21 protein-coding genes are annotated in these 20762 nt (G+C 74.2%); 4 read left to right on the top strand and 17 right to left on the bottom strand.

Annotated elements, in window-relative coordinates; genetic code table 11:
* Positions 1-65 precede the first annotated feature (65 nt).
* Positions 66-1094 (bottom strand): non-homologous end joining protein Ku, encoded by a 1029-nt coding sequence (ku, locus tag ACWHYA_RS02780; RefSeq protein ID WP_425939115.1) that lies wholly within the window; start codon positions 1092-1094, stop codon positions 66-68.
* A 17-nt stretch (positions 1095-1111) separates the two neighbouring features.
* On the opposite strand from ku, the gene ACWHYA_RS02785 reads away from it, so the two are divergent.
* Positions 1112-2098, top strand: coding sequence for an ATP-dependent DNA ligase (locus ACWHYA_RS02785; protein WP_425939113.1), 987 nt, complete (start codon positions 1112-1114; stop codon positions 2096-2098).
* A complete protein-coding gene (gene ligD / locus ACWHYA_RS02790) occupies positions 2095-2943 on the top strand; it encodes a non-homologous end-joining DNA ligase (RefSeq protein WP_425939111.1) in 849 nt (282 codons plus the stop codon). Before ACWHYA_RS02785 ends, ligD begins: the two co-directional genes overlap by 4 nt.
* 107 nt (positions 2944-3050) lie before the next feature.
* Here ligD and ACWHYA_RS02795 read toward each other — a convergent pair whose 3' ends face one another.
* The 6 genes from ACWHYA_RS02795 to ACWHYA_RS02820 form a co-directional block, all read right to left on the bottom strand.
* Positions 3051-3398 carry a histone-like nucleoid-structuring protein Lsr2 gene (locus tag ACWHYA_RS02795; protein ID WP_425939110.1) on the bottom strand — a complete coding sequence of 116 codons (348 nt, stop codon included), beginning with the start codon at positions 3396-3398 and terminating at the stop codon, positions 3051-3053.
* 123 nt (positions 3399-3521) lie between these two features.
* On the bottom strand, positions 3522-3713 hold the full coding sequence (locus tag ACWHYA_RS02800; protein ID WP_425939108.1) for a hypothetical protein: 192 nt from the start codon (positions 3711-3713) through the stop codon (positions 3522-3524).
* Entirely contained in the window at positions 3713-5164 is a 1452-nt protein-coding gene (gene lysS, locus ACWHYA_RS02805) for a lysine--tRNA ligase (RefSeq protein ID WP_425940007.1), read from the bottom strand. The genes ACWHYA_RS02800 and lysS overlap by 1 nt, the downstream gene beginning before the upstream one ends.
* 102 nt (positions 5165-5266) lie before the next feature.
* Positions 5267-5866, bottom strand: a complete 600-nt coding sequence (locus tag ACWHYA_RS02810) for a methylated-DNA--[protein]-cysteine S-methyltransferase (protein WP_425939107.1) — start codon at positions 5864-5866, stop codon at positions 5267-5269.
* Positions 5863-7425, bottom strand: coding sequence for an AlkA N-terminal domain-containing protein (locus ACWHYA_RS02815; RefSeq protein WP_425939105.1), 1563 nt, complete (start codon positions 7423-7425; stop codon positions 5863-5865). The genes ACWHYA_RS02810 and ACWHYA_RS02815 overlap by 4 nt, the downstream gene beginning before the upstream one ends.
* 152 nt (positions 7426-7577) lie before the next feature.
* Positions 7578-8771 (bottom strand): calcium/sodium antiporter, encoded by a 1194-nt coding sequence (locus ACWHYA_RS02820; protein ID WP_425939103.1) that lies wholly within the window; start codon positions 8769-8771, stop codon positions 7578-7580.
* 19 nt (positions 8772-8790) lie between these two features.
* Between ACWHYA_RS02820 and ACWHYA_RS02825 the strand changes: the two genes are divergently transcribed.
* Both ACWHYA_RS02825 and ACWHYA_RS02830 read left to right on the top strand, forming a co-directional pair.
* Positions 8791-9885, top strand: a complete 1095-nt coding sequence (locus ACWHYA_RS02825) for an SAM-dependent methyltransferase (RefSeq protein WP_425939101.1) — start codon at positions 8791-8793, stop codon at positions 9883-9885.
* Between the two features lie 10 nt (positions 9886-9895).
* Positions 9896-11065: an NADH-quinone oxidoreductase subunit D gene (locus tag ACWHYA_RS02830; RefSeq protein WP_425939100.1), complete on the top strand. Its 1170-nt coding sequence runs from the start codon at positions 9896-9898 to the stop codon at positions 11063-11065.
* Positions 11066-11086: 21 nt separating this feature from the next.
* Here the strand turns inward: ACWHYA_RS02830 and ACWHYA_RS02835 are convergent, their stop codons facing one another.
* The 10 genes from ACWHYA_RS02835 to ACWHYA_RS02880 form a co-directional block, all read right to left on the bottom strand.
* Positions 11087-11863, bottom strand: a complete 777-nt coding sequence (locus tag ACWHYA_RS02835) for a VOC family protein (protein ID WP_425939098.1) — start codon at positions 11861-11863, stop codon at positions 11087-11089.
* A gap of 123 nt (positions 11864-11986) precedes the next feature.
* Positions 11987-12637, bottom strand: coding sequence for a class I SAM-dependent methyltransferase (locus ACWHYA_RS02840; protein WP_425939096.1), 651 nt, complete (start codon positions 12635-12637; stop codon positions 11987-11989).
* Between the two features lie 18 nt (positions 12638-12655).
* Positions 12656-13159: a DUF3180 family protein gene (locus tag ACWHYA_RS02845; protein ID WP_425939094.1), complete on the bottom strand. Its 504-nt coding sequence runs from the start codon at positions 13157-13159 to the stop codon at positions 12656-12658.
* Positions 13156-14067, bottom strand: a complete 912-nt coding sequence (gene folB, locus ACWHYA_RS02850) for a dihydroneopterin aldolase (RefSeq protein WP_425939092.1) — start codon at positions 14065-14067, stop codon at positions 13156-13158. The genes ACWHYA_RS02845 and folB overlap by 4 nt, the downstream gene beginning before the upstream one ends.
* Complete coding sequence (gene folP, locus ACWHYA_RS02855) at positions 14060-14878, bottom strand: dihydropteroate synthase (RefSeq protein ID WP_425940006.1); 819 nt, start codon at positions 14876-14878, stop codon at positions 14060-14062. Before folP ends, folB begins: the two co-directional genes overlap by 8 nt.
* Positions 14879-14928: 50 nt before the next feature.
* Positions 14929-15600, bottom strand: a complete 672-nt coding sequence (gene folE / locus ACWHYA_RS02860; protein ID WP_425939091.1) for a GTP cyclohydrolase I FolE — start codon at positions 15598-15600, stop codon at positions 14929-14931.
* The gene (gene ftsH / locus ACWHYA_RS02865) at positions 15578-17614 is read right to left on the bottom strand and encodes an ATP-dependent zinc metalloprotease FtsH (protein ID WP_425939089.1); all 2037 of its coding nucleotides are present in this window, start codon (positions 17612-17614) and stop codon (positions 15578-15580) included. The genes folE and ftsH overlap by 23 nt, the downstream gene beginning before the upstream one ends.
* A gap of 262 nt (positions 17615-17876) precedes the next feature.
* Positions 17877-18428 carry a hypoxanthine phosphoribosyltransferase gene (hpt, locus tag ACWHYA_RS02870; protein WP_425939087.1) on the bottom strand — a complete coding sequence of 184 codons (552 nt, stop codon included), beginning with the start codon at positions 18426-18428 and terminating at the stop codon, positions 17877-17879.
* 75 nt (positions 18429-18503) lie between these two features.
* Positions 18504-19502: a tRNA lysidine(34) synthetase TilS gene (gene tilS / locus ACWHYA_RS02875; RefSeq protein WP_425939086.1), complete on the bottom strand. Its 999-nt coding sequence runs from the start codon at positions 19500-19502 to the stop codon at positions 18504-18506.
* A gap of 21 nt (positions 19503-19523) precedes the next feature.
* On the bottom strand, positions 19524-20720 hold the full coding sequence (locus ACWHYA_RS02880; protein WP_425939084.1) for a zinc-dependent metalloprotease: 1197 nt from the start codon (positions 20718-20720) through the stop codon (positions 19524-19526).
* Positions 20721-20762: the final 42 nt, after the last annotated feature.

Consider the following 20762-nt stretch of genomic DNA (forward strand, 5'->3'; position numbering starts at 1 on the left):
CGTCCCGGCCAGCCCCGCGGCGGGCGCGTCCCCGGTCGACCGGCCTCGGAGCGGCCCGCCCCCGGTCAGCCGGCCTTCTTGCGGGTGGAGGTGCGCTTGTCCGCCGCCTTGGCAGGCGTCTTCTTCGCCGCGGCCTTGCTGCCCGTCGAGGCGTCCGTCTTCGCCGCCGTCCTCTTGGTCGCCGTCCTCTTGGCCGCGGTGCCCTTGGCCCCCGCGCTCCGCGACGACCCCGACGAGGCCCGGTCGCCGGACCCGTCCCCGTCGGCATCGGCACCGACGTCGTCCGGAGTCTCCTCGGTGGTCTCGCCCCGACCGGCCCGGGCCCGCTCCACCGACCGCTGCAGAGCGGCGAGCAGGTCGACCACCTCGCCGGACTCGCCGTCCTCCTCGGACTCCGGCGGCTCGGTGACCTCCCCGCCCTCGATCTTGCTCTGGACCAGCGCCTCGACCGCCTGCTTGTAGTCGTCGACGTGCCCCTCGGGCTCAAAGTCCCCGGCCATGGACTCCACGAGCATCCGCGCCATGGCGATCTCGTTCTTCTTGGGGTCGCTGACCTCGTCCAGGTGGTCGAGCCGAGAGGCGTCCCGGATCTCGTCGGGCCACAGCAGGGTCTGCAGCACGATGGCGTCCTCCATCACCCGCAGCACGGCCATGGTCATCCGGCTGCGCACCGACACCGTGACGACGGCCACCCGCTCGGACTCGCGCAGCGCCTCGCGCAGCAGCCCGTAGGCCTTGGCCCCCATCGCGTCCGGCTCGATGTAGTAGGCGCGGTCGTAGAGGATCGGGTCGATCTGGTCGATCGGCACGAACCGCTCGACGGTGATCTCCTTGCTCGAACGGTTGGGCAGCGAGGCCAGGTCCTCGTCGGTGAGCACGACGGTGCGCCCGTCCTCGGTCTCGTAGGCCTTGGCGATCTCCTTGTAGGCCACCTCCTCGCCGTCGGCCTGGGCCACCCGCTTGTAGCGGATGCGGCTGCCGTCGCTGGCACGCACCTGGTGGAAGGACAGGTCGTGGTTCTCGGTCGCCGAGTAGAGCCGGACCGGCACGTTGACCAGCCCGAACGACACGGCGCCCTTCCAGATGGCTCGCATTGGACAAGGATGGACCCATGCGCCCCATGCTCGCCACCCCTGGAGATGCGCGGACCGGTCCACCGTCCGGCCCGTCCTGGGCCCACGAGATCAAGTGGGACGGCATCCGGGTCCTGGCCGACGTGCGGGACGGCCGGTTGCGGCTGCTGACGCGCGGCGAGCGGGACATCGCCGTGGCCCTGCCCGAGCTGCGGGCCCTCGCCGGGGTGGCCCAGGACCTGCTGCTCGACGGCGAGGCGGTGACGATGATCGCCGGGCGCCCCTCGTTCAGCCACGTCGTCGACCGGGTGCACACCTCCTCGCCCACCGCGGCGGCCCAGCTGGCCCGCACCCGCCCGGTCACCTACCTCGTCTTCGACCTGCTGCGGCTGGACGGGATGGACCTCACCGGCCTGCCGTGGTCCGCGCGCAGGTCCGCCCTGGAGGACCTCCTCCGCGACGTGGCCGGCGTGCAGGTCCCCCCGGTCTACGACGACGGGGGCCAGCTCCTCGCGGCGACCGCGGAGCAGGGGCTGGAGGGCGTGGTGAGCAAGCGCCGGTCCTCGACCTACCAGCCCGGCTCGCGGTCGACGGACTGGCTGAAGTTCCCCCACCGCGACCACCTCAGCGTCGTCGTCGGCGGATGGCGGGTGCAGACGGGCACCGCCGCCCGGCTCGGCGCCGTGCACGTGGGCCTCCCGCTGGACGACGGCACCGGCACGGTCCTGCGGGACGACGCCGGCCGGTTGCGGCTGACCTACCTCGGCCGGGTGGGCAGCGGACTGGCCGGGCGGGCGGGAGCCCAGCTCCAGACGCTCCTGGAGCAGGTTCCGCCGGTGCCGTACCCGTTCACCACCGACATTCCCCGGCCCGAGTCCGCTGGCTCCACGTGGCTGGAGCCGCGCGTGGTGATCGACGTCGCCTCGCTGGGCATCACCCCCGGGCTGGGACGGTTGCGGCAGCCGTCGTTCCAGGGCGTGCGCCCCGACCTGGACCCGTCGGACCTGCTGGAGGTGCAGCCGTGAGCAGCCAGAGCGTGCGCGTGGCCGGGCGGACCCTGCGGGTCAGCAACCTGGACAAGGTGCTCTACCCGTCCACCGGGACCACCAAGGGCGAGGTGCTCACCTACTACGTGACGCACGCCGACCGGATCCTGCCCGAGCTGGCCGACCGGCCGGTGACGCGGATCCGCTGGCCCGAGGGGGTGGGTGCGGCCCACTTCTTCGAGAAGAACCTGCCGCCCGGCGCCCCCGACTGGCTGTCGCGCGTCACGGTGCCCACCCCCGGGTCCTCGCGGGGGCGCGAGACCATCACCTTCCCCCTCGTGCACGACGTCGCCGCGCTGGTGTACCTGGTCAACCTCGGCAGCCTGGAGCTGCACGTGCCCCAGTGGCGGGTCGACGCGGAGGGGACGCCGCTGCCCCCCGACCGGATGGTCGTGGACCTCGACCCCGGCCCGGGGGCGGGGCTGCGCGAGTGCTCCCGGGTGGCGCTGCTCGTCCGCGACCGGCTGGACGCGGTCGGGCTGTCCACGCACCCGGTGACGAGCGGGTCCAAGGGGATGCAGCTCTACGCCCCCCTGGAGGGCGCGCGGGGGTCGGAGGAGGTGAGCGGGGTCGCCAGGACGCTGGCCGAGCACCTGGCCGAGACCCACCCCGACCTCGTGACGGCACGGATGACCAAGGCGGAGCGGCCCGGCAAGGTCTTCCTGGACTGGAGCCAGAACAACGCCGCCAAGACCACGATCTGCCCGTGGTCGCTGAGGGGCCGGGATCGGCCGCAGGTGGCGCTCCCCCGCTCCTGGGACGAGGTCGAGGCGGCCGAGGCGGGGGGGCCGGAGCTCACCCAGCGCACGATCGACGAGGTCTGAACCCGTCGAACGGGGCGGCCGCGGGGACGTCCCCCGGGCGTGCGGACGGGCCGCTCCCGGTCGGGAGCGGCCCGTCAAGAAGGCGTCGGCCTCCTCGTCCGGTCGCGTCAGTGCGCGGCCGCGTAGGCGTCCTGGAGCTCCTGAGAGACCCGCCCGCGGGAGCTGACCTTGTAGCCGTTCTCCCGACCCCACTCGCGCATCTTCGCGAGCTCGTCGGCCTTGGCCGAGGAGCCGGAACCCGAGCCGGAGCCCGCGCCGCGACGACGGGTCTGCCGACGGCCGCCGGCGCGACGGGCCTCGCCGATCCACCGGGCGAGGTCGTCCCGCAGCTTGGCTGCGTTCTCGTCGTTGAGGTCGATCTCGTAGGTCACCCCGTCGAGGGCGAACTCCACCGTCTCGGTGGCCTCGCCGCCGGAGATGTCGTCCTCGAGAATGACCTGCACACGCTGAACCATAGGCGTTCTCCTGGTGATTGTCGTGACGTGCCGAACAGGGATCGGCGGCACGCCGACAACTCTACCGAACAATTCAGGCATCCGGAAAGCCCCTGTGGAAGAGGGCCATTTATCGGATTTCAGTCACCGCTGGAACGGGTCGTTGGTATTGTCCGTCAGCGCGTCCTGCTCGGCCTCCCACCGGCGAAGCGCCGCACGTTCCCGACGGTCGCCCTCGACGAGGTGCTTGAGAATGACCCAGAACAGGAACAGCAGACCGGCCGAGGGAATGAGGGCGGCCAGCACCATCCAGCTGTCGTGGAGGAAAGAGGGCATCATGCCTCCGGCTTGAGGAAGGGAAAGAGGATGGTCTCACGGATCCCGGCGCCGCTGAGCAGCATGAGCACCCTGTCCAGCCCCATGCCCAGCCCCCCCATGGGCGGCGCGGCGTACTCCAGGGCACGCAGGAAGTCCTCGTCCAGCTGCATCGCCTCCGGGTCGCCACCGGCCGCCAGCAGGGACTGCTCGGTGAGGCGGCGGCGCTGGATCTCCGGGTCGATCAGCTCGGTGAAGGCGGTGCCCCGTTCGACCCCGGCGATGATGAGGTCCCAGGCCTCGACCAGCCCGTCGTGCGTACGGTGCTGGCGCGCCAGGGGCTGGGCGATCTCGGGGTAGTCGTGCACGAAGGTGGGCTGGAGCAGCGTCGGCTCCACCAGGTCCCCGAAGATCTCCATCGCGATCCGGCCGGCATTGTGGTCGGGCCGCACGGGAATGTCGTGCCGCCGGGCGATCTCGACCACCTCGTCCCGGGGCGTGCGCACGTCCACGGAAAGACCCAGCACCTCCGAAAGTCCTTCGTAGAAGGAGAGCCAGCGCCATTCCCCGTCCAGGTCGACCATCCCCATGGGGGTGGAAATGCGACGACGGCCGACGGCGTCGGCGGCCGCCAGGATCATCCGCTTCATCAGCTCGGCCATCGAGTACTGGTCGCCGTGGGCCTCGTAGGCCTCCAGCATGGTGAATTCCGGGCTGTGCGTGGAGTCGATTCCCTCGTTGCGGAAGATCCGCCCCATCTCGTAGACCTTGTCCACGCCGCCGACCACGGCCTTCTTCAGATAGAGCTCCAGCGCGATCCGCAGGGTCATCGGCATGTCGAAGGCGTTCAGGTGCGTACGGAAGGGACGGGCCGCCGCACCGCCGTGCACCGCCTGCAGGACCGGGGTCTCGACCTCCACGTACCCCTCGTCCTCGAGCACCCCGCGGACCGCCCGGGTGACCGCCGCCCGGTCGAGCACCATCTGCCGGGCCTCCTCCCGCACGACGAGGTCGACGTAGCGCTGGCGCACGCGCTGCTCCTCGGAGAGGTCCTTGTGCAGGACCGGCAACGGACGCAGCGCCTTGGAGGCCATCAGCCACTCGCCCGCCATCACCGACAGCTCGCCGCGGCGGGAGGCGATCACCCGACCGTGGACGAAGACGTGGTCCCCCAGGTCCACCCACTGCTTCCAGCGGTCCAGGGCCTCCTGCCCGACCTCGGCCAGGGAGAGCATCGCCTGCAGGCGGGTGCCGTCCCCGGACTGCAGGGTCGCGAAGCACAGCTTGCCGGTGTTCCGCACGAAGACGACCCGTCCCGAGACACCGACCCGGTCCTGGGTCTCCTCGCCGGCCGAGAGGTGGTCCCACCGTCCCCGCACCTCGGCCAGGGCGTGCGTGACCGGCACCGACACGGGGTAGGGCTCCATCCCCGCCTCCAACATCGCCGCCCGCTTCTCGCGGCGGATCCGCATCTGCTCGGGCACGTCGACCTCGGGGACCTCGGACTCCAGGGCCTTGGGCTGGGGCGTCTGACTCACCCCGACAGGGTATCCGCCGGTGCCGGGGGGGTCCGGTCAGAACAACGAGCCGCCGGCCACCCGGCGCTCGAGGTCCAGCAGAGCCTGCTTGCGCCCGACCCCTCCCCCGTAGCCGGTGATCGCGCCGGCGCTGCCCACCACGCGGTGGCACGGCACGACGATCGAGACGGGGTTGCGGCCGTTGGCCAGCCCGACGGCCCGGGCGGCCCCGGCCTGCCCGATCCGGGCGGCCAGCTGCCCGTAGGACCAGGTCTGGCCGTAGGGGATCAGCAGGAGCGCGTCCCACACCCGCCGCTGGAACTCCGTGCCGGGAACCCGCACGGGCAGGTCGAAGCCGGTCCGGCGGCCCGCCAGGTAGTCGGTCAGCTGCTCGGCGGCGGACTGCAGGACGGGGTCGGCGTCCTGCAGGGCCGTGGTGGTCCCCAGGTCGGCGGGAGCGTGCCGGTGCGTCTCGAAGTACACCCCGGTCAGGTGCTCTCCGTCACCGACCAGCCGCAGCGGCCCGAGGGGCCCGTCGAGCAGGACGTGGGTGGTCTTCGTGCTCGACGTCGTGCTCGACATCGTGCTCGACATCGTGCTCGAGGTCGTGCCCGAGGTCGTGCCCGTCGTGGTGGTGGTCGTGGTGGTCGGGATCATGCGTCCTCCGTGGGGTGCGGGGCGGGTCGGGTCGGGCCACCGGCGCGGAGCAGCTGGACGGCATACCCCCGCCAGGGGCTCCAGCGCCCGGCGCGGGCGGTGAGCTCGGACGCGGTGGCGCCCAGTCCTGCCCGGGCCGCGCGGCGCAGGACGTCGAGGTCGCTGGCGGGCAGGGCGTCGGGGTCGCCGAGGGCGCGCAGGGCGATCGTCTCCACGGTCCAGGGTCCCACGCCGGGCACGGCCGCCAGGGCGGCCCGGGCCTCCTCCCAGGAGGACCCCGGGCCCAGGTCGACACGGCCCTCGGCCAGGGCCGACGTCAGCGCCACCAGCGTGCGCCGACGGGCGCCCGGCATGCCCGGCAGCTGTTCGAGGTGCGCCGCGGCGACGTCGGCGGCGGAGGGGAACAGGTGGGTGGGTCCGCCGGGGCTCAGGAGAGCGCGGGGCAGCTCCCGGCCCAGGCCGCGGACGAGCTGGGCGGCCATCGTCGTCGCCCGCGAGGTGGAGACCTGCTGCCCGAGGACCACCCGCACCGCCGTCTCGTCGGGGTCGACGGTGCCGAGGGGCCGGACCCCCGGGGTCGCCGCCACCAGCGGACGGAGCGCGGGGTCCTGCGCCAGGTGCTCGTCGACCGCCTCCGGGTCGGCGTCCAGGTCCAGGAGCCGGCGGAGCCGACCCGTCGCGGCGCCCAGGTCCCGCACGTCGGTGAGCCGCAGGAGTGCGCGGACGTGCCGGTCGCCGGGTGCCGGAGCCTCGAGCCGGACGACACCGGGGCCGTGCGGGAGGGCCAGCGACCGCTCCCACCCGCCGTCGCGCCACGCCTCCACGCCGGGGACGACCCGGCCCCTCAGCTGCTCGACCAGGCTGGGCACGTGCAGAGGAGGTCGGAAGGGCAGGCGGACCTCCACCTGGGCGGCCGTGCCGGCCTCCTGCCCGGTGACCCCGTCGGTCTCCCCCTCGCCGGCCCCGACGGCACCACCGGGCGCACCCGTGCCGCGGAAGCGCGCCGTGCGCCGCAGCGTGGTGGGCGTGGTGGCGTAGACGGCGCGGACGGTGTCGTTGAACGCCCGTACGCTGCCGAACCCGGCCGCGTGGGCCACGTCCGTGACGGTCAGGTCGGTCGACTCCAGCAGGACCCGCGCGGTCTGCGCCCGCTGCGCCCGGGCGAGGGCGAGCGGGCCGGCACCCAGCTCCGCGGTGACGAGGCGCTCCAGCTGCCGGGTCGAGTACCCGAGCCGGTCCGCCAGGCCGGTGACGCCCTCGCGGTCGACGACGCCGTCGGCGACCAGGCGCACCGCCCGGGCGACCAGGTCGGCCCGCGGCCGCCAGCGGGGGGAACCGGGCGTGCTGTCGGGCAGGCACCGGCGGCAGGCGCGGAACCCGGCCCGCTGGGCGGCAGCGGCCGAGGGGTAGAAGGAGAGGTGGACCACCTTGGGGGTGATCGCCGGGCAGCTGGGTCGGCAGTAGATCCCGGTGCTGGTCACGGCCGTGACGAACCACCCGTCGAAGCGGGGGTCCTTGCTGCGGACGGCGGTCACGCACCGGTCGTGGTCGAGCTGCACCCCTCCATGCTGCGGTCCGGGCACCGGTGCGGTCCAGCAGAAAACCGACATCGACAGGGAGGGTCGGGCGACGGCACCGCTCGAGGCCCGCGGTCCCCTGCCCCACCGCCGGGGATCCTGCCCGCCCGCGGACGGTTCGGCCCCGGCGAGGTTCAGCCGGGAGAGGCCGCCCGCTCCCGGCGCTCGGCGATCCGCCCGAGCTCGTAGGCCACGGTCGTGGCCAGCATGACGAGGACGAAGGGCAGCACGAAGAGCGTCATGACCGTGGTGAAGCCGGAGAGCGCGTCGTGGGAGGTGGCCTGCAGCACGACGTAGCCGACGTAGGCGGCGTAGAGCACCATGAACAGGACGCCCTCCCACCGGGCCACCACGAAGCCGGTGAAGGACACCGGCAGCAGGGCCAGCGAGGTGGCCAGCATGACGGGCAGGTCGAGCGCGAGGACGGCGGGAGGCACCTCCAGGCCGCCGGCCAGCAGCGCGGGCAGGCCCAGGACGAGGCCGAGGTTGGCGATGCAGCTGCCCACGACGTTGCCCAGCGCCAGGTCACGCTCCCCCCGCAGCGCCGCGATCGCGGACGCCGCCAGCTCCGGCAGCGAGGTGCCGACCGCCACCACCGTGAGCCCGACCACCAGCCCGCTCACCCCCAGGGCGGTCGCGACCGACGTCGCGCCCGAGACCAGCAGACCGGCTCCCACGACCAGCAGGACCACCCCGCCCAGCACGAGGAGCACCGCCGCCCAGCCCGGCAGCACGCCTCCGGCCTCCTCGTCCGCCGGCGGGTCGTCCGGCCCGGCCGTCCCCGGGTGGGCCTCCCCCGGCCTGTGCTCCGCGTCCTCCGTCGGCGGGTCCTCGTCGGGCGCCGGGTCCTCGTCGGGCGCCGGGTCCTCGTCGGGGTCGCGGCGGGCGATCCACACGCTGGCCAGCAGATGGACCAGGAAGACCCCGAGGAGCACCACCCCGTCGGCCAGGCCGATCCGACCGTCCAGGGACAGCACCAGGGCGAGCACCCCCAGCCCGAGCATCACCGGGACGTCGATCCGCACGATCCGGCGCCGGGCGGTCAGCGGCAGGATCAGCGCCGAGACCCCGAGGATGAGCAGGACGTTGGCGATGTTGGAGCCCACGACGTTGCCCAGCGCCAGGTCGGTCTCCCCCCGCAGCGCGGCACCCGTGCTGACCGCCAGCTCGGGGGTGGAGGTGGCCACCGACACCACGGTGAGCCCGACCACCAGCGGGGTCAGCCCGGAGCGCACCGCGAGCGCCGAGGCACCGCGCACCAGCAGCTCGCCACCGCCCACGAGCAGCACCAGGCCCAGCACGATCCGACCGACGTCGAGAAGATCCACGTGCGGCACAGTAGTGGGGGTGCACCCCGACCGGCAGCCCCACCACGACGCCCCCGGTCGGGCACGACCCTGGCACGCGGCGTGGGCGGACGCGCTCTACGGCGACCGCGGCTTCTACCGCTCGCACGCGCCCGCGCAGCACTTCCACACCTCCGCCCAGGGGATCCCCGGGGGCGGGGCAGTCCTGGCCGAGGCGCTCGTCGCGCTGTGCCGCAGGCACGGGCTGACCGGCGTGGTCGACGTGGGGGCCGGCCGGGGCGAGCTGCTCGCCGAGGTGCGCCGGCTCGCACCGCAGCTGCACCTGCACGGCGTCGACGTCGTCGACGCGCCGGCCGACCTCCCCGTCGACCGCTGGACCCGTTCCCCCGGCGGGGCGCTCCTGCCCGACGCCCTCCGGGACCTGCACGGGGTGCTCGTCGTGGCCCACGAGTGGCTCGACGTGGTGCCCTGCCCCGTCCTGGTCCGGGACGACCACGAGGTATGGCGCGAGGTCGCCGTCCACGAGGACGGCACCGAGGTCCTCGGCCCGGTCCCGTCGGCCCCGGACCTGGCCTGGGCGCGGCGGTGGCTCGGCCCGCAGGTGCACCGGGCCGAGGTCGGCCGGCCCCGCGACCAGGCGGCGACCGACCTCGTGGGCCGCGTCCGGCAGGGGCTGGTGCTCCTCGTCGACTACGGGCACACCTCCGCCGACCGGCCGGCCGGGGGCACCCTGACGGGCTACCGCGCGGGGCGGCAGGTCGCCCCCGTCCCGGACGGTTCGTGCGACCTGACTGCCCACGTCGCCTGGGACAGCCTCGTGGACCACCTGGGTGCGCCCGCCGTGCTGACCTCGCAGCGTGCCGCCCTGCTCGGGCTGCTGCAGGCCGACGGTCGTGCCGGCGACGGCAAGGACGGGACCGGCGAGGACGGGACCGGCGAGGCCCTCCTGGCGCCGGTGCCGCACGGGCTCGCCCGTGCCGACCCCGCGGCATACCTGTCCCTGCTGGCGCGGCGCGCCGCCCTCGGCGCGCTCACCGCCGTCGGCGGTCTCGGCGACTTCGGCTGGGTGCTCGTCGTCGTCGAGGAGCCGGGCCGCGGCCGCGTCGCCCCCGACGGGGCCACGGTGCCCGACTAGGGTGGCCCGGGTGAGCACCCGCGACCTGGACGTCTCCCTCGGCGCCGCCGGCGTGGGCGGGGTGAGCACCACCGAGATGGTGCTCAACATCGGTCCGCAGCACCCGGCCACGCACGGGGTGCTGCGGCTGCGGCTGACCGTGGACGGGGAGCGGATCATCGCCGCCGAGCCGGTGATCGGCTACATGCACCGGGGGGCCGAGAAGCTGTTCGAGGTCCGTGACTACCGGCAGATCCTCGTCCTGGCCAACCGGCACGACTGGCTGTCGGCGTTCAACAACGAGGTCGGGGTGGCCCTCACCGTCGAGCACCTGCTGGGGATGGAGGTGCCCGAGCGGGCCACCTGGACCCGCACGCTGCTCTCCGAGCTGGGGCGGGCGCTCAACCACCTCATGTTCCTGGGGTCCTACCCGCTGGAGCTGGGTGCGATCACCCCGATGTTCTACTCCTTCCGCGAGCGGGAGGAGCTGCAGGCCGTCATGGAGGAGTACTCCGGCGGACGGATGCACTACATGGCCAACCGCGTGGGCGGGCTGCTGCACGACCTGCCCGAGGGCTGGCTGGACCGGGTCGACGCCGCGGTCGAGCAGGTCCGGGCGCGGATGCCCGAGCTGGAGTCGATGCTGCTGGGCAACGAGATCGTCCTGGCGCGCACGCGCGGGGTGGGCGTGCTCGAGCTGGCCGACGTCCTGGCCTACGGCGTGTCCGGGCCGATCGCCCGCGCCTCCGGCCTGGACGTGGACCTTCGGCGGGACGAGCCCTACCTGGCCTACGCCGAGCTCTTCGGCGAGGGCGGGCCGGGCCGGGTGGTGACCCGGGAGGAGGGGGACTGCTACGCCCGGCTGGAGGTGCTGGCCGAGCAGGTGCACGTCTCGCTGGACCTGGCCCGGGCGTGCACGCGACGGCTGCGCGAGCTGGGCCCGGGCCCCTACGACACCAGGCTGCCCAAGGTGCTCAAGGTGCCCGAGGGCGCGCACTACCTGGCGACCGAGAACCCGCTGGGGTTCAACGGCTACCACCTGGTCAGCCGCGGCGACAAGGCTCCCCACCGGCTCAAGCTGAGGTCCGCCTCGTTCAACAACGTCCAGGTGCTGCGGGAGATGCTCCCGGGGACCGTGGTCGCCGACATGGTCGCGATCCTGGGGTCGATGTTCTTCGTCGTCGGGGACGTCGACAAGTAGGTCGGCCCCGGCACCGCGGCCTCAGGCGGTCGGGGGCCGCATCAGCGCGAACCGCTCCCCGTCGGGGCCGGTCGCCTCGGCGATCCGGCCGTGCTCGGAGTCGAAAGGCTCGGTCGTCACCCGACCGCCGGCGTCGCGGACCCGGGCCACGGCCTCGTCGGTGTCCGCCACCTGGAGCACGACCGACCAGTACGGGCCCTCCCCGGCACCGACCAGACCCAGCCCGGCCGTCCCCGACCGGTCCTCCCCCGGGGCGCGGGCGACGGCATACCTCATGTCCCCCTCGGAGAGGTCCTCGTAGGTCCAGCCGAAGACGTCCGCGTAGAACCGCCGACCGCGGTCGAAGTCGCCGACCATGGCCTCGGTCCAGGCGACCGCGCCCGGGACGTCGTAGGCCTCGAACCCCTGGTGGGACCCCGGCTGCCACAGGCCGAACCCCGCGCCGGTCGGGTCGGCGTGCAGGGCCATCGTGCCGAACGGCCCCACGGACACGGGGGACATCAGGGTCGTGCCGCCGGCGTCGGTGACGGCACGGGAGGCAGCCTCGGCGTCCGCGACCACGAGGTAGACGGTCCACTCGTGCGGCGGCTCCGGCATCCCCTCCATCGGCGGGGCCATGCCCGCGACGGCCAGGCCGTCGACGGTGGCGTTGAGGTAGCCCCCGAACTCCTCCTGCCCACCCGTGTAGTCCCAGCCGAGCACCTCGCGGTAGAAGGCCTTGCTGCGGTCCGGGTCGGTCACCGAGATGTCGATCCAGCCGGGTGCGCCGACGGGGCGGCGGGTGCTGCGTGCGGTCATGGGAGCTCTCCTCGTGGACGGTGCCCCGTCGGGCCGACGGGCGGCTGCATGGTCAGACCGTGCGCGGGTGCAGGACTCATCGGTGGCCGGGACGGTGGCGAGGTGACCACGGGCGGAGTCCTGTCAGGTCTCCCTCCGGCGCAGGACGCTGACCGCGAAGGTCGCGTCCTGGCCCCAGGGCTTCAGGTCCCAGGTCGCGAACCGGTGCTCCAGCCGCAGCCCGGCCGGGAGGAGGAGGTCGTCCAAATCGGTCGGGGTGAAGCCCCGGGTGACCCGGCAGCCCACCAGCACGAAGCCTCCGGCAACGACGTGGGACGCCACGCCTCGCAGCGCCGGACCGCGGTGCTCGACGGGCAGGAAGTCCAGGACGTTCCCCGCCAGGAGGGCCCCGTCGAAGGGCTCCGCCTCACCGACCGCCCCGAGGTCGAGGGTGGCCAGGTCCCCGACCAGCCAGGTGGCGTCCGGGTGGTCCGCGCGGGCCGCCGCGACCAGGACGGGGTCGATGTCCACCCCCACGACCCGGTGGCCCAGCCGGGAGAGGTGCCCGCCGTGCCGCCCGGGACCGCACCCGGCGTCGAGCAGGCGCGCACCCCGGGGGGCCAGGACGTCGACCAGGCGGGACTCCCCCTCGACGTCCTCCCCCCGGGCGGCCATCACCCGGAAGCGCTCGGCGTACCACCGCGAGTGCTCAGGATCCTCCAGCCCGGGCCAGAGCGAGGTCGGGCGGGCCGGTCCGGGGGCCGGTTCGACGGGGGTGTTGCCGTGGTCGCTCACCCGGCCACTCTAGGCCGGTCAGCCGTAGGCCAGGTCGGCGTCGGGCACACCGTCCCCGTCGTCGTCGTCGCCGTCGCCGGGCGGGATCCGGCACCACGCCTGCCCGAGGTAGCCCACGACCGAGAGCAGCAGGGCTGCCGCCGCGTGGACCACGCCCCAGACCAGCTGGGCGCGTTCGCCGGCGACGTCGGCGTTGGGCAGGTGCACCAGGGCGTTGGCCAGGTACCACCCGACCAGCGCGGCCCCGCCCAGCGCGGCCGCCTGGGCCCCCACCAGGGTGCCCCGCCCGCGCTGGGGGCTGGGGCGGGCGGTGCGCGCCCCCCGCAGGTAGCGACGGATCTGCCAGCTCATGACCAGCACGAGAAGGGTGACCGCCACGAGCGGGACCAGCCCCAGCCAGGAGATCACCGGATACTCCGCCCCGAGCGTCCGCAGCAGCTGCAGGACCAGCCAGCCGGCCATGCCGGAGAGCACCCCGACCAGGAGGCCGGTGGTGGGACGCACCCCCTCGACCGTGTTCACCGGGCACCTCCTGCGTCCAGCACGCGCAGCTCCTGCTCCGCCACGTCGTGGACGAGGTCGCGCACCGCGCGCACGTCCTCCCCCCTCCGCAGGTGGGCGTCGGGGTCCAGGTCCAGCCAGGGCCGCAGCACGAAGGCCCGCTCGTGGGCCCGCGGGTGCGGCAGCGTCAGGGCGGGGGTCTGCGCGCGGACGTCGTCGCCGAGGACGGGGTCGCCGTACTGGACCAGGTCCAGGTCCAGGGTGCGTGCACCCCAGCGCACCTCCCGGGTGCGGCCGTGGTCCTCCTCGAGCCGGTGCAGCCGGTCGAGGAGCGTCGTCGGCGCCAGGCTGGTGCGGGCCAGGACCACCCCGTTGACGTAGTCCGGCTGCCCGGCCACGGCGGCACCTCCGACCGGGGCACCGACGTAGAGCGGCGAGAGGCGCACGCCGCGCAGCCCGCGCACCCGGTGCAGCTGGCGGACGGCCGTCCGCACGGTGCGGGCGGGATCCACGCCCTCACCGCTGGGCAGGTTGGCCCCGACGGCGACGACGACGGGCACGTCCCGCTGCCGGCGCACGACGACCGCGACGTCGCCGAAGGGCACGCCGACCGGGGCCTGCGGCTTGTGCACGGTCACCTCGACCGTCTCGACGGCCGGTCGTGCCAGGACGACGGCGGCGATCTCCTCGGCCACGGTCTCGACGAGGTCGCGCGGCTGCCCCTCGACCACCGCGACGACGTCGGCGGCGACCTCGCCGTAGTGCACGGTGCGGGCCAGGTCGTCGCTGGTCCCGGCGGGCCGCAGGTCGAGGCCGATCACGACGTCGACGACGAAGTCCTGGCCGTCGCGCCGCTCGTGCTCGAAGACCCCGTGGTGACCCCGGGCCACCACGCCGGTCAGCCGGACCTGGTCGCCGCGCTCAGCCACGGTGCCGCTCGGTCATCTCGTGGACGGCCAGCGCGTCCCGGGTGGAGGCCACGTCGTGCACCCGCACCGCCCAGCAGCCCGCCCGTGCGGCCAGCAGGCTCGTCGCCGCGGTGGCCATGTCGCGGTCGGCGGGGTCGCTCGGGGGCGCGGCCCCGTCGACGGCCGCGCCCGGCCGGGCGGGCAGCCGCCCCAGGAACCGCTTGCGGGAGGCGCCCAGCAGCACCGGGTGGCCGAGCTGGAGGACGCGCTCCAGGGCGGCCAGCAGGGTCCAGTTGTGGGCGGCGTCCTTGGAGAAGCCCAGGCCGGGGTCCAGGACCACCTGGGCGGGGGCGACGCCCCGCGCGGCGAGGGTCGCGACCCGCTCTTCCAGCTCACGGCAGACCTCCTCCACCACGTCGTCGTAGTGCGGTCGCGCGTGCGGGTCGGTGAGCAGGCCCCGCCAGTGCATGACGACGAACGGGACGCCGGTCGCGGCGATCAGCGGGGGCATCTCCTCGTCCGCCAGCCCGCCCGAGACGTCGTTGACCAGGGTCGCCCCGGCCTCCAGGCAGGCCCGGGCCACCGAGGCACGCATGGTGTCGACCGAGACCGTGAGACCCTCCTCGACCAGCCCGGTCACGACGGGGAGCACGCGGTCCAGCTCCTCGGCCTCCTGCGGCCGTGTGCTCCCCGGCCGCGTCGACTCCCCGCCGACGTCCAGGAGGTCGGCACCCTCGGCGGCCAGCCGGCGGCCGTGCGCCACGGCGGCGGCGGTGTCGGACCACCGGCCGCCGTCGCTGAAGGAGTCGGGCGTGACGTTGACGATGCCCATGATCCGGGTCGGCCCCGGTCGGACCAGGTCGGCGACGGTGGGCACCACGGTCACGTGCTCCGACCGGTCATCAGGCTCATCGCCTCGGCCCTCGTGGCCGGGTCGCGCAGCATGCCGCGGACCGCCGACGTCGTCGTCCGGGCCCCGGGCCGCCGCACGCCGCGCATGGACATGCACAGGTGCTCGGCCTCCACGACGACCATCACCCCGCCCGGGTCGAGGTGGTCGACGAGCGCCTCGGCGATCTGGGTGGTCAGCCGCTCCTGCACCTGGGGCCGACGGGCGAAGACGTCGACGAGGCGGGCCAGCTTGGACAGCCCCACGACCCGTCCGTCCCGGCCCGGGACGTAGCCGATGTGGGCGACGCCGTGGAAGGGGACCAGGTGGTGCTCGCAGACGCTGTAGAGCGCGATGTCGCGCACGATGATCATCTCCTCGTGCTCCACGTCGAAGCGGGTCCCCAGGACGTCGGCGGCGTCCTGCCGCAGCCCGGAGAAGACCTCGGCGTAGGACCGGGCGACCCGCGCCGGGGTGTCCCGCAGGCCGTCGCGGTCGGGGTCCTCCCCGACGGCGAGGAGGATCTCGCGCACGGCCGCCGCGATCCGCTCGTGGTCGACCTCCTGGACGACCGGGCCGCCGGGCGCGTCGCCGTCGTCCCTCAGGACGGGCGGGTCCCCCGCCGGCGTCGGCTGCTGCGGGTCACGGGTGCCCGGGGTCGACATACCCGCCCTCCGGGACCTCGACGACCTTGTGCGGGGGACGCTCCTGACCGTCCGGAGCGGCCGGCCCCTGACCGTTGGCCATCGAGCGCTTCTCCGCGTCCGTGAGCACCGGTCCTTCGGTGTGCACGTGCCGGCTGTCGGAGGAGAGCCACACGGGCCGCACCGGGCGCTTGCGCAGGTCCGTGAAGATCTCGGCGATCGCGGCGGCGTTCAGGGTCTCCTTCTCCAGCAGCTCCAGCACGAGCGCGTCGAGGATGTCCCGGTTGTCGTTGAGCGCGTGCCACGCCTCGTCGTGGGCGGCCTCGATGAGCCGGCGGACCTCCTGGTCGACGACCCCGGCCAGGTCCTCGGAGTAGTCCCGCTCGTGGCCCATGTCGCGGCCGAGGAAGACCTCGCCCCCGGCGGAGCCGAGCTTGACCGCCCCGACGCGCTCGCTCATCCCGAACTGGGTGACCATCTTGCGGGCCAGGCCGGTGGCCTTCTCGATGTCGTTGGCGGCCCCGGTCGTGGGGTCGTGGAAGACCAGCTCCTCGGCGACCCGGCCGCCGAGGGCGTAGGCGAGCTGGTCGAGCAGCTCGTTGCGGGTCGTGGAGTACTTGTCGTCGGCCGGCAGCACCATCGTGTAGCCCAGGGCCCGCCCGCGCGGCAGGATCGTCACCTTGCTGACCGGGTCGGTGTGGTTCATCGCCGCCGCCACCAGGGCGTGCCCGCCCTCGTGGTAGGCGGTGATCTTCTTCTCCTTGGCGCTCATCACCCGCGTGCGCTTCTGCGGGCCGGCCATCACCCGGTCGATCGCCTCGTCGAGGTCGGGGTCGTGGATGACCTTCTCGTTCTTGCGCGCCGCGAGCAGCGCGGCCTCGTTGAGCACGTTGGCCAGGTCGGCGCCGGAGAAGCCCGGGGTCCGCCGGGCGATGGCCATGAGGTCCACGTCCGCGAGCGGCTTGCCCTTGCCGTGCACCTGCAGGATGTGCAGCCGGCCCAGCATGTCGGGGGCCTCGACGGCGATCTGGCGGTCGAAGCGGCCCGGGCGCAGCAGCGCCGGGTCGAGGATGTCGGGACGGTTGGTGGCCGCGATGAGGATGACGTTGGTCTTGACGTCGAAGCCGTCCATCTCCACGAGGAGCTGGTTCAGCGTCTGCTCGCGCTCGTCGTGGCCGCCGCCCATGCCGGCGCCGCGGTGGCGGCCGACGGCGTCGATCTCGTCGACGAAGATGATCGCGGGCGCGTTCTCCTTGGCCTGCTCGAAGAGGTCCCGGACGCGGGAGGCACCGACCCCGACGAACATCTCGACGAAGTCCGAGCCGCTGATCGAGTAGAACGGCACGCCCGCCTCACCGGCGACCGCCCGCGCCAGCAGGGTCTTTCCGGTGCCGGGAGGACCGTAGAGCAGGACGCCCTTGGGGATCTTCGCGCCGACCTCGAGGAACTTGCGGGGCTCGGAGAGGAACTCCTTGATCTCCTCCAGCTCCTCGACGGCCTCGTCCGCGCCGGCCACGTCGGCGAAGGTGACCTTCGGCATGTCCTTGGTGGCCAGCTTGGCCTTGGACTTGCCGAACTGCATCACCCCGCGACCCCCGCCCTGCATGCGGGTCATCAGCCACAGGAACAGACCCAGGATGAGCAGCAGGGGCAGGAAGTTCACCAGCATCGAGACGAAGACGTTCGGCCGCGCCGGGTCGTCGGTCCAGGTCTCGCTGGGCGGGTTCTCGTCCAGGGCCGTGATGATCTGCTCGCCGCGCGCCTCAACGTAGTAGGCCTGCACCTGGCCGGTCTCGCGCACGTCCGGGCTGGAGAAGGTCTCCCCCTCCTTGAGGGTGAGGTCGACCCGGTCCGGCGTGACGACGGCCTCGGCGACCTTGTCGTCCTGGATCAGCTCGAGGGCGTCCACGGTGTCGATGCGGGTGTACGCGCTCGGGGAGAGCAGCGAGAACCACAGGATGCCCAGGCCCAGGAAGAGGAAGATCCAGATCCAGGGACTGGGCTTGGGACGGGGGCGCGGCTTGGCGGTGCTCATGTGGTCGCGGCGGGGACGGCGCGGGTAGGACGCGCTCGCCCCGGTCCTCCTGATCGTTCGGTGTCGGCACGGGTCTCCTGCCGACAACGTGCGGCAGGGGGCCAGTGTTCCATCACCCGGGGGGCTCGGCGCCCCGGGCACCCCCCGGCGGACCGACCCGCCGCCGGGGCTGCGCTCCTGCGCACCCCCGAGGACGGGGGCCCCGCCCCACCGGGTGGACCTTCGCGAACCGCCGTCCGGGCCCCGTCGTCGGGTCCGGCGCTCAGCTGTAGACGTGCGGCGCGAGGGTGCCGATGACGCGCAGGTTGCGGTACTTCTCGGCGTAGTCCAGCCCGTAGCCCACGACGAAGGCGTTGGGGATCTCGAAGCCGACGTAGCGCACGTCGATCTCGACCTTGGCCGCCTCCGGCTTGCGCAGCAGCGTGCAGATCTCGACCGAGGCGGGGCGCCGGGACTCCAGGTTGGTCCGGATCCAGCTCAGCGTCAGGCCCGAGTCGATGATGTCCTCGACGATGAGCACGTGCCGGCCGCTGATGTCGGTGTCCAGGTCCTTGAGGATGCGCACCACGCCGCTGGACTTGGTCCCCGAGCCGTAGCTGCTGACCGCCATCCAGTCCATCTCGGCCGAGCCCGGCAGCGCGCGGGCGAAGTCGGCCATGACCATGACCGCGCCCTTGAGCACGCCGACGAGGAGCACGTCCTTGTCGCGGTAGTCCTGCCACACCTGCGCCGCGAGCTCGGCCAGCCGCTGCTGGATCTGCTCCTCGGTGAACATCACGTCCTCCAGGTCGGCACCCATGTGCTCGGCGTCCACGGGCCTGCTCCTTCGTGTCGGGGTCGATCGCGTTCCGGCGCTCGTGGTCATTCAACTACGGACGGCGTCATTCACCTACGGGCGACCCAGGTGCACCAGGCCGCCCTCCCGCCGGGCCCGCACCCCGCCCGGGAGATGGACCGGACCCTGCCCGTGCCAGTCGGTGAGCAGGGCGTCGACGGCGCGCAGGTGCTCGCCGGTGAGGTCGGTGCCGGGGCTGCCCTCGGCCAGGGCCACCCGGCGCCAGAGCCGGCGCCGCACCGCGGGGGCCAGGGCCTGCAGCGCGCCCACCTTCCACGGGGGCGGGCCCAGGTCCTGGTATGCCGACGCGCTCACCCGCTCGAGCGCGTCCGCGTCGTCGCGCAGCAGGTCCGCCGACCTGGCCAGCCCGGCCACCAGCCCGGGACCCAGCTCGTCCTCCAGCAGACCGAGCGCCCTCCGGGCCCGCACCCGGGCGAACCGCGGGTCCTCGTTGTGCGGGTCGGTCCACGGCTCCAGGCCGGCCGCGGCGCAGGCCTGGGCCGTCTGCGCACGGCCGACGCCCAGGAACGGCCGCAGCAGGAGCACGGGGGAACCGTCCCCGAGCGGACGGCCGGCGGGCATCCCCGCCAGGGACCGGGCCCCCGAGCCGCGCGCGAGCCCGAGCAGCACCTGCTCGGCCTGGTCGTCCCGGGTGTGCCCGACGAGCACCGCGACCGCCTCCGACCGGCGCGCCGCCGCCAGCAGCGCGGCATACCTGGACCGGCGCGCAGCGCCCTCGGGACCGGTGCCCGGACCGCCGGGGGCCTCGACCTCGACCCGCACCACCTCCACGGGGTCCAGACCCAGGCCGCGGCAGGCGGAGGCCGCCGTCGCCGCCACCCGGTCCGAGCCCTCCTGCAGTCCGTGGTCGACGACCACCGCCCCGGCGGACACCCCCGCCCGCGGGGCCTCGAAGGCCGTGGCCGCGGCCAGCGCCAGGGAGTCCGCTCCCCCGGAGCAGGCGACGAGGACCGGCCCGGACGGCGGCAGCCCGCCCAGCGTGCGGCGCACCGCCACCCGGGTGGCGGCGACCGCGGGGTGGGGTCCGGGCACGGTTCCGCGCTCCTGGTCCTCTCAGCCGTGGACCCGGGCGACCCAGGCCTGCGGCTCGGCGATCTCGGTGGGTCGGGGCAGGGTCTGCGGCGAGGTCCACACGGCGTTGAACCCGTCCACGCCGACCTGGTCCATGACCGCGCGCACGAACACGGCACCGTCGCGGTACTGCCGCATCTTGGCCTCCATCCCCAGCAGCCGGCGCAGGATCTTGTCCACCCCGCCGGCCCCCTTGCGCCGCTCGGTGAAGCGGGCCCGGATCGTGGCGACGGTGGGGATGACGCTGGGGCCGACCTCGTCCATGACCACGTCGGCGTGCCCCTCGAGCAGGGACATCACGGCGGTGACCTCGGCCAGGCGTTCGCGCTGCTCGGGCGTGGCCAGGACCTGGGTGATGTCGGTGTCGCCGCGCAGCACGCCGGGGATCTGGGTGACGATCTCGCCCAGGCGCTGGGAGAGCTGGTCCGGCTCGGGCATCATCCGGGCGCCGACGGACCGGGCCTGCTCGATGAGGTGCCCGCGCAGCCACGGGACGGCGGTGAACTGCACGCGGTGCGTCTCCTCGTGCATCGCCACCCACAGCCGGAAGTCGCCGGCGTCGACCTCCAGCTCGCGCTCGGCGGCCAGGATGTTCGGGGCGACGAACATCAGGCGCGGGGTGCCCTGGGGGGCGAGGTCGTACTGCCCCAGCACCTTGGTCGAGATCCAGGACAGCATCCCGGCGACCTCGGTGCCGGTGATCGTGGACCCGATGCGCTGGGCGGTGGGGCCGACCTCGGCCAGCTCCTTACCGCGGGCCCGGGCACGGGCCCGGTCGGCCGTCCGCTTGCGGGCCACGACGTCGTCGAGCACCGGCGCCAGCATGGCCCCCATCGAGGCAGCGTTGGCGCTGATCCAGCCGGGCCGGTCCACGACGAGGGCCGGCGGGGTGCCCGGGGGCGTGTGCAGCCGGGCGGTGGTGGCGACCGGGTCGACGGCCCGCTCGCCGGCGGAGCGCAGCTCGGCGACGAGCTGCGCGATCTCGGCCCGCCCCGCCCTGGGGCCGGGCGGGACCAGCCGGCGGGCCGCCGAGGCGGCGAGCTCCCAGTCGACCAGGTCGCTGCCGGAGAGCCGGTCGCCGCCCGGGTCCGCGTCGACGTCCGGGTCTGCGTCGACGACCGGCAGGGAGGAGCCGTCGTCGGTCGGGGAGGCGCCGTGCGGGTCGGGGCTGGTCGTCATGGACCCGACGGTATGCGGTGGGGCGGGCCGGCGCGAACGCGG

Source organism: Ornithinimicrobium carbonis, from assembly GCF_977012275.1.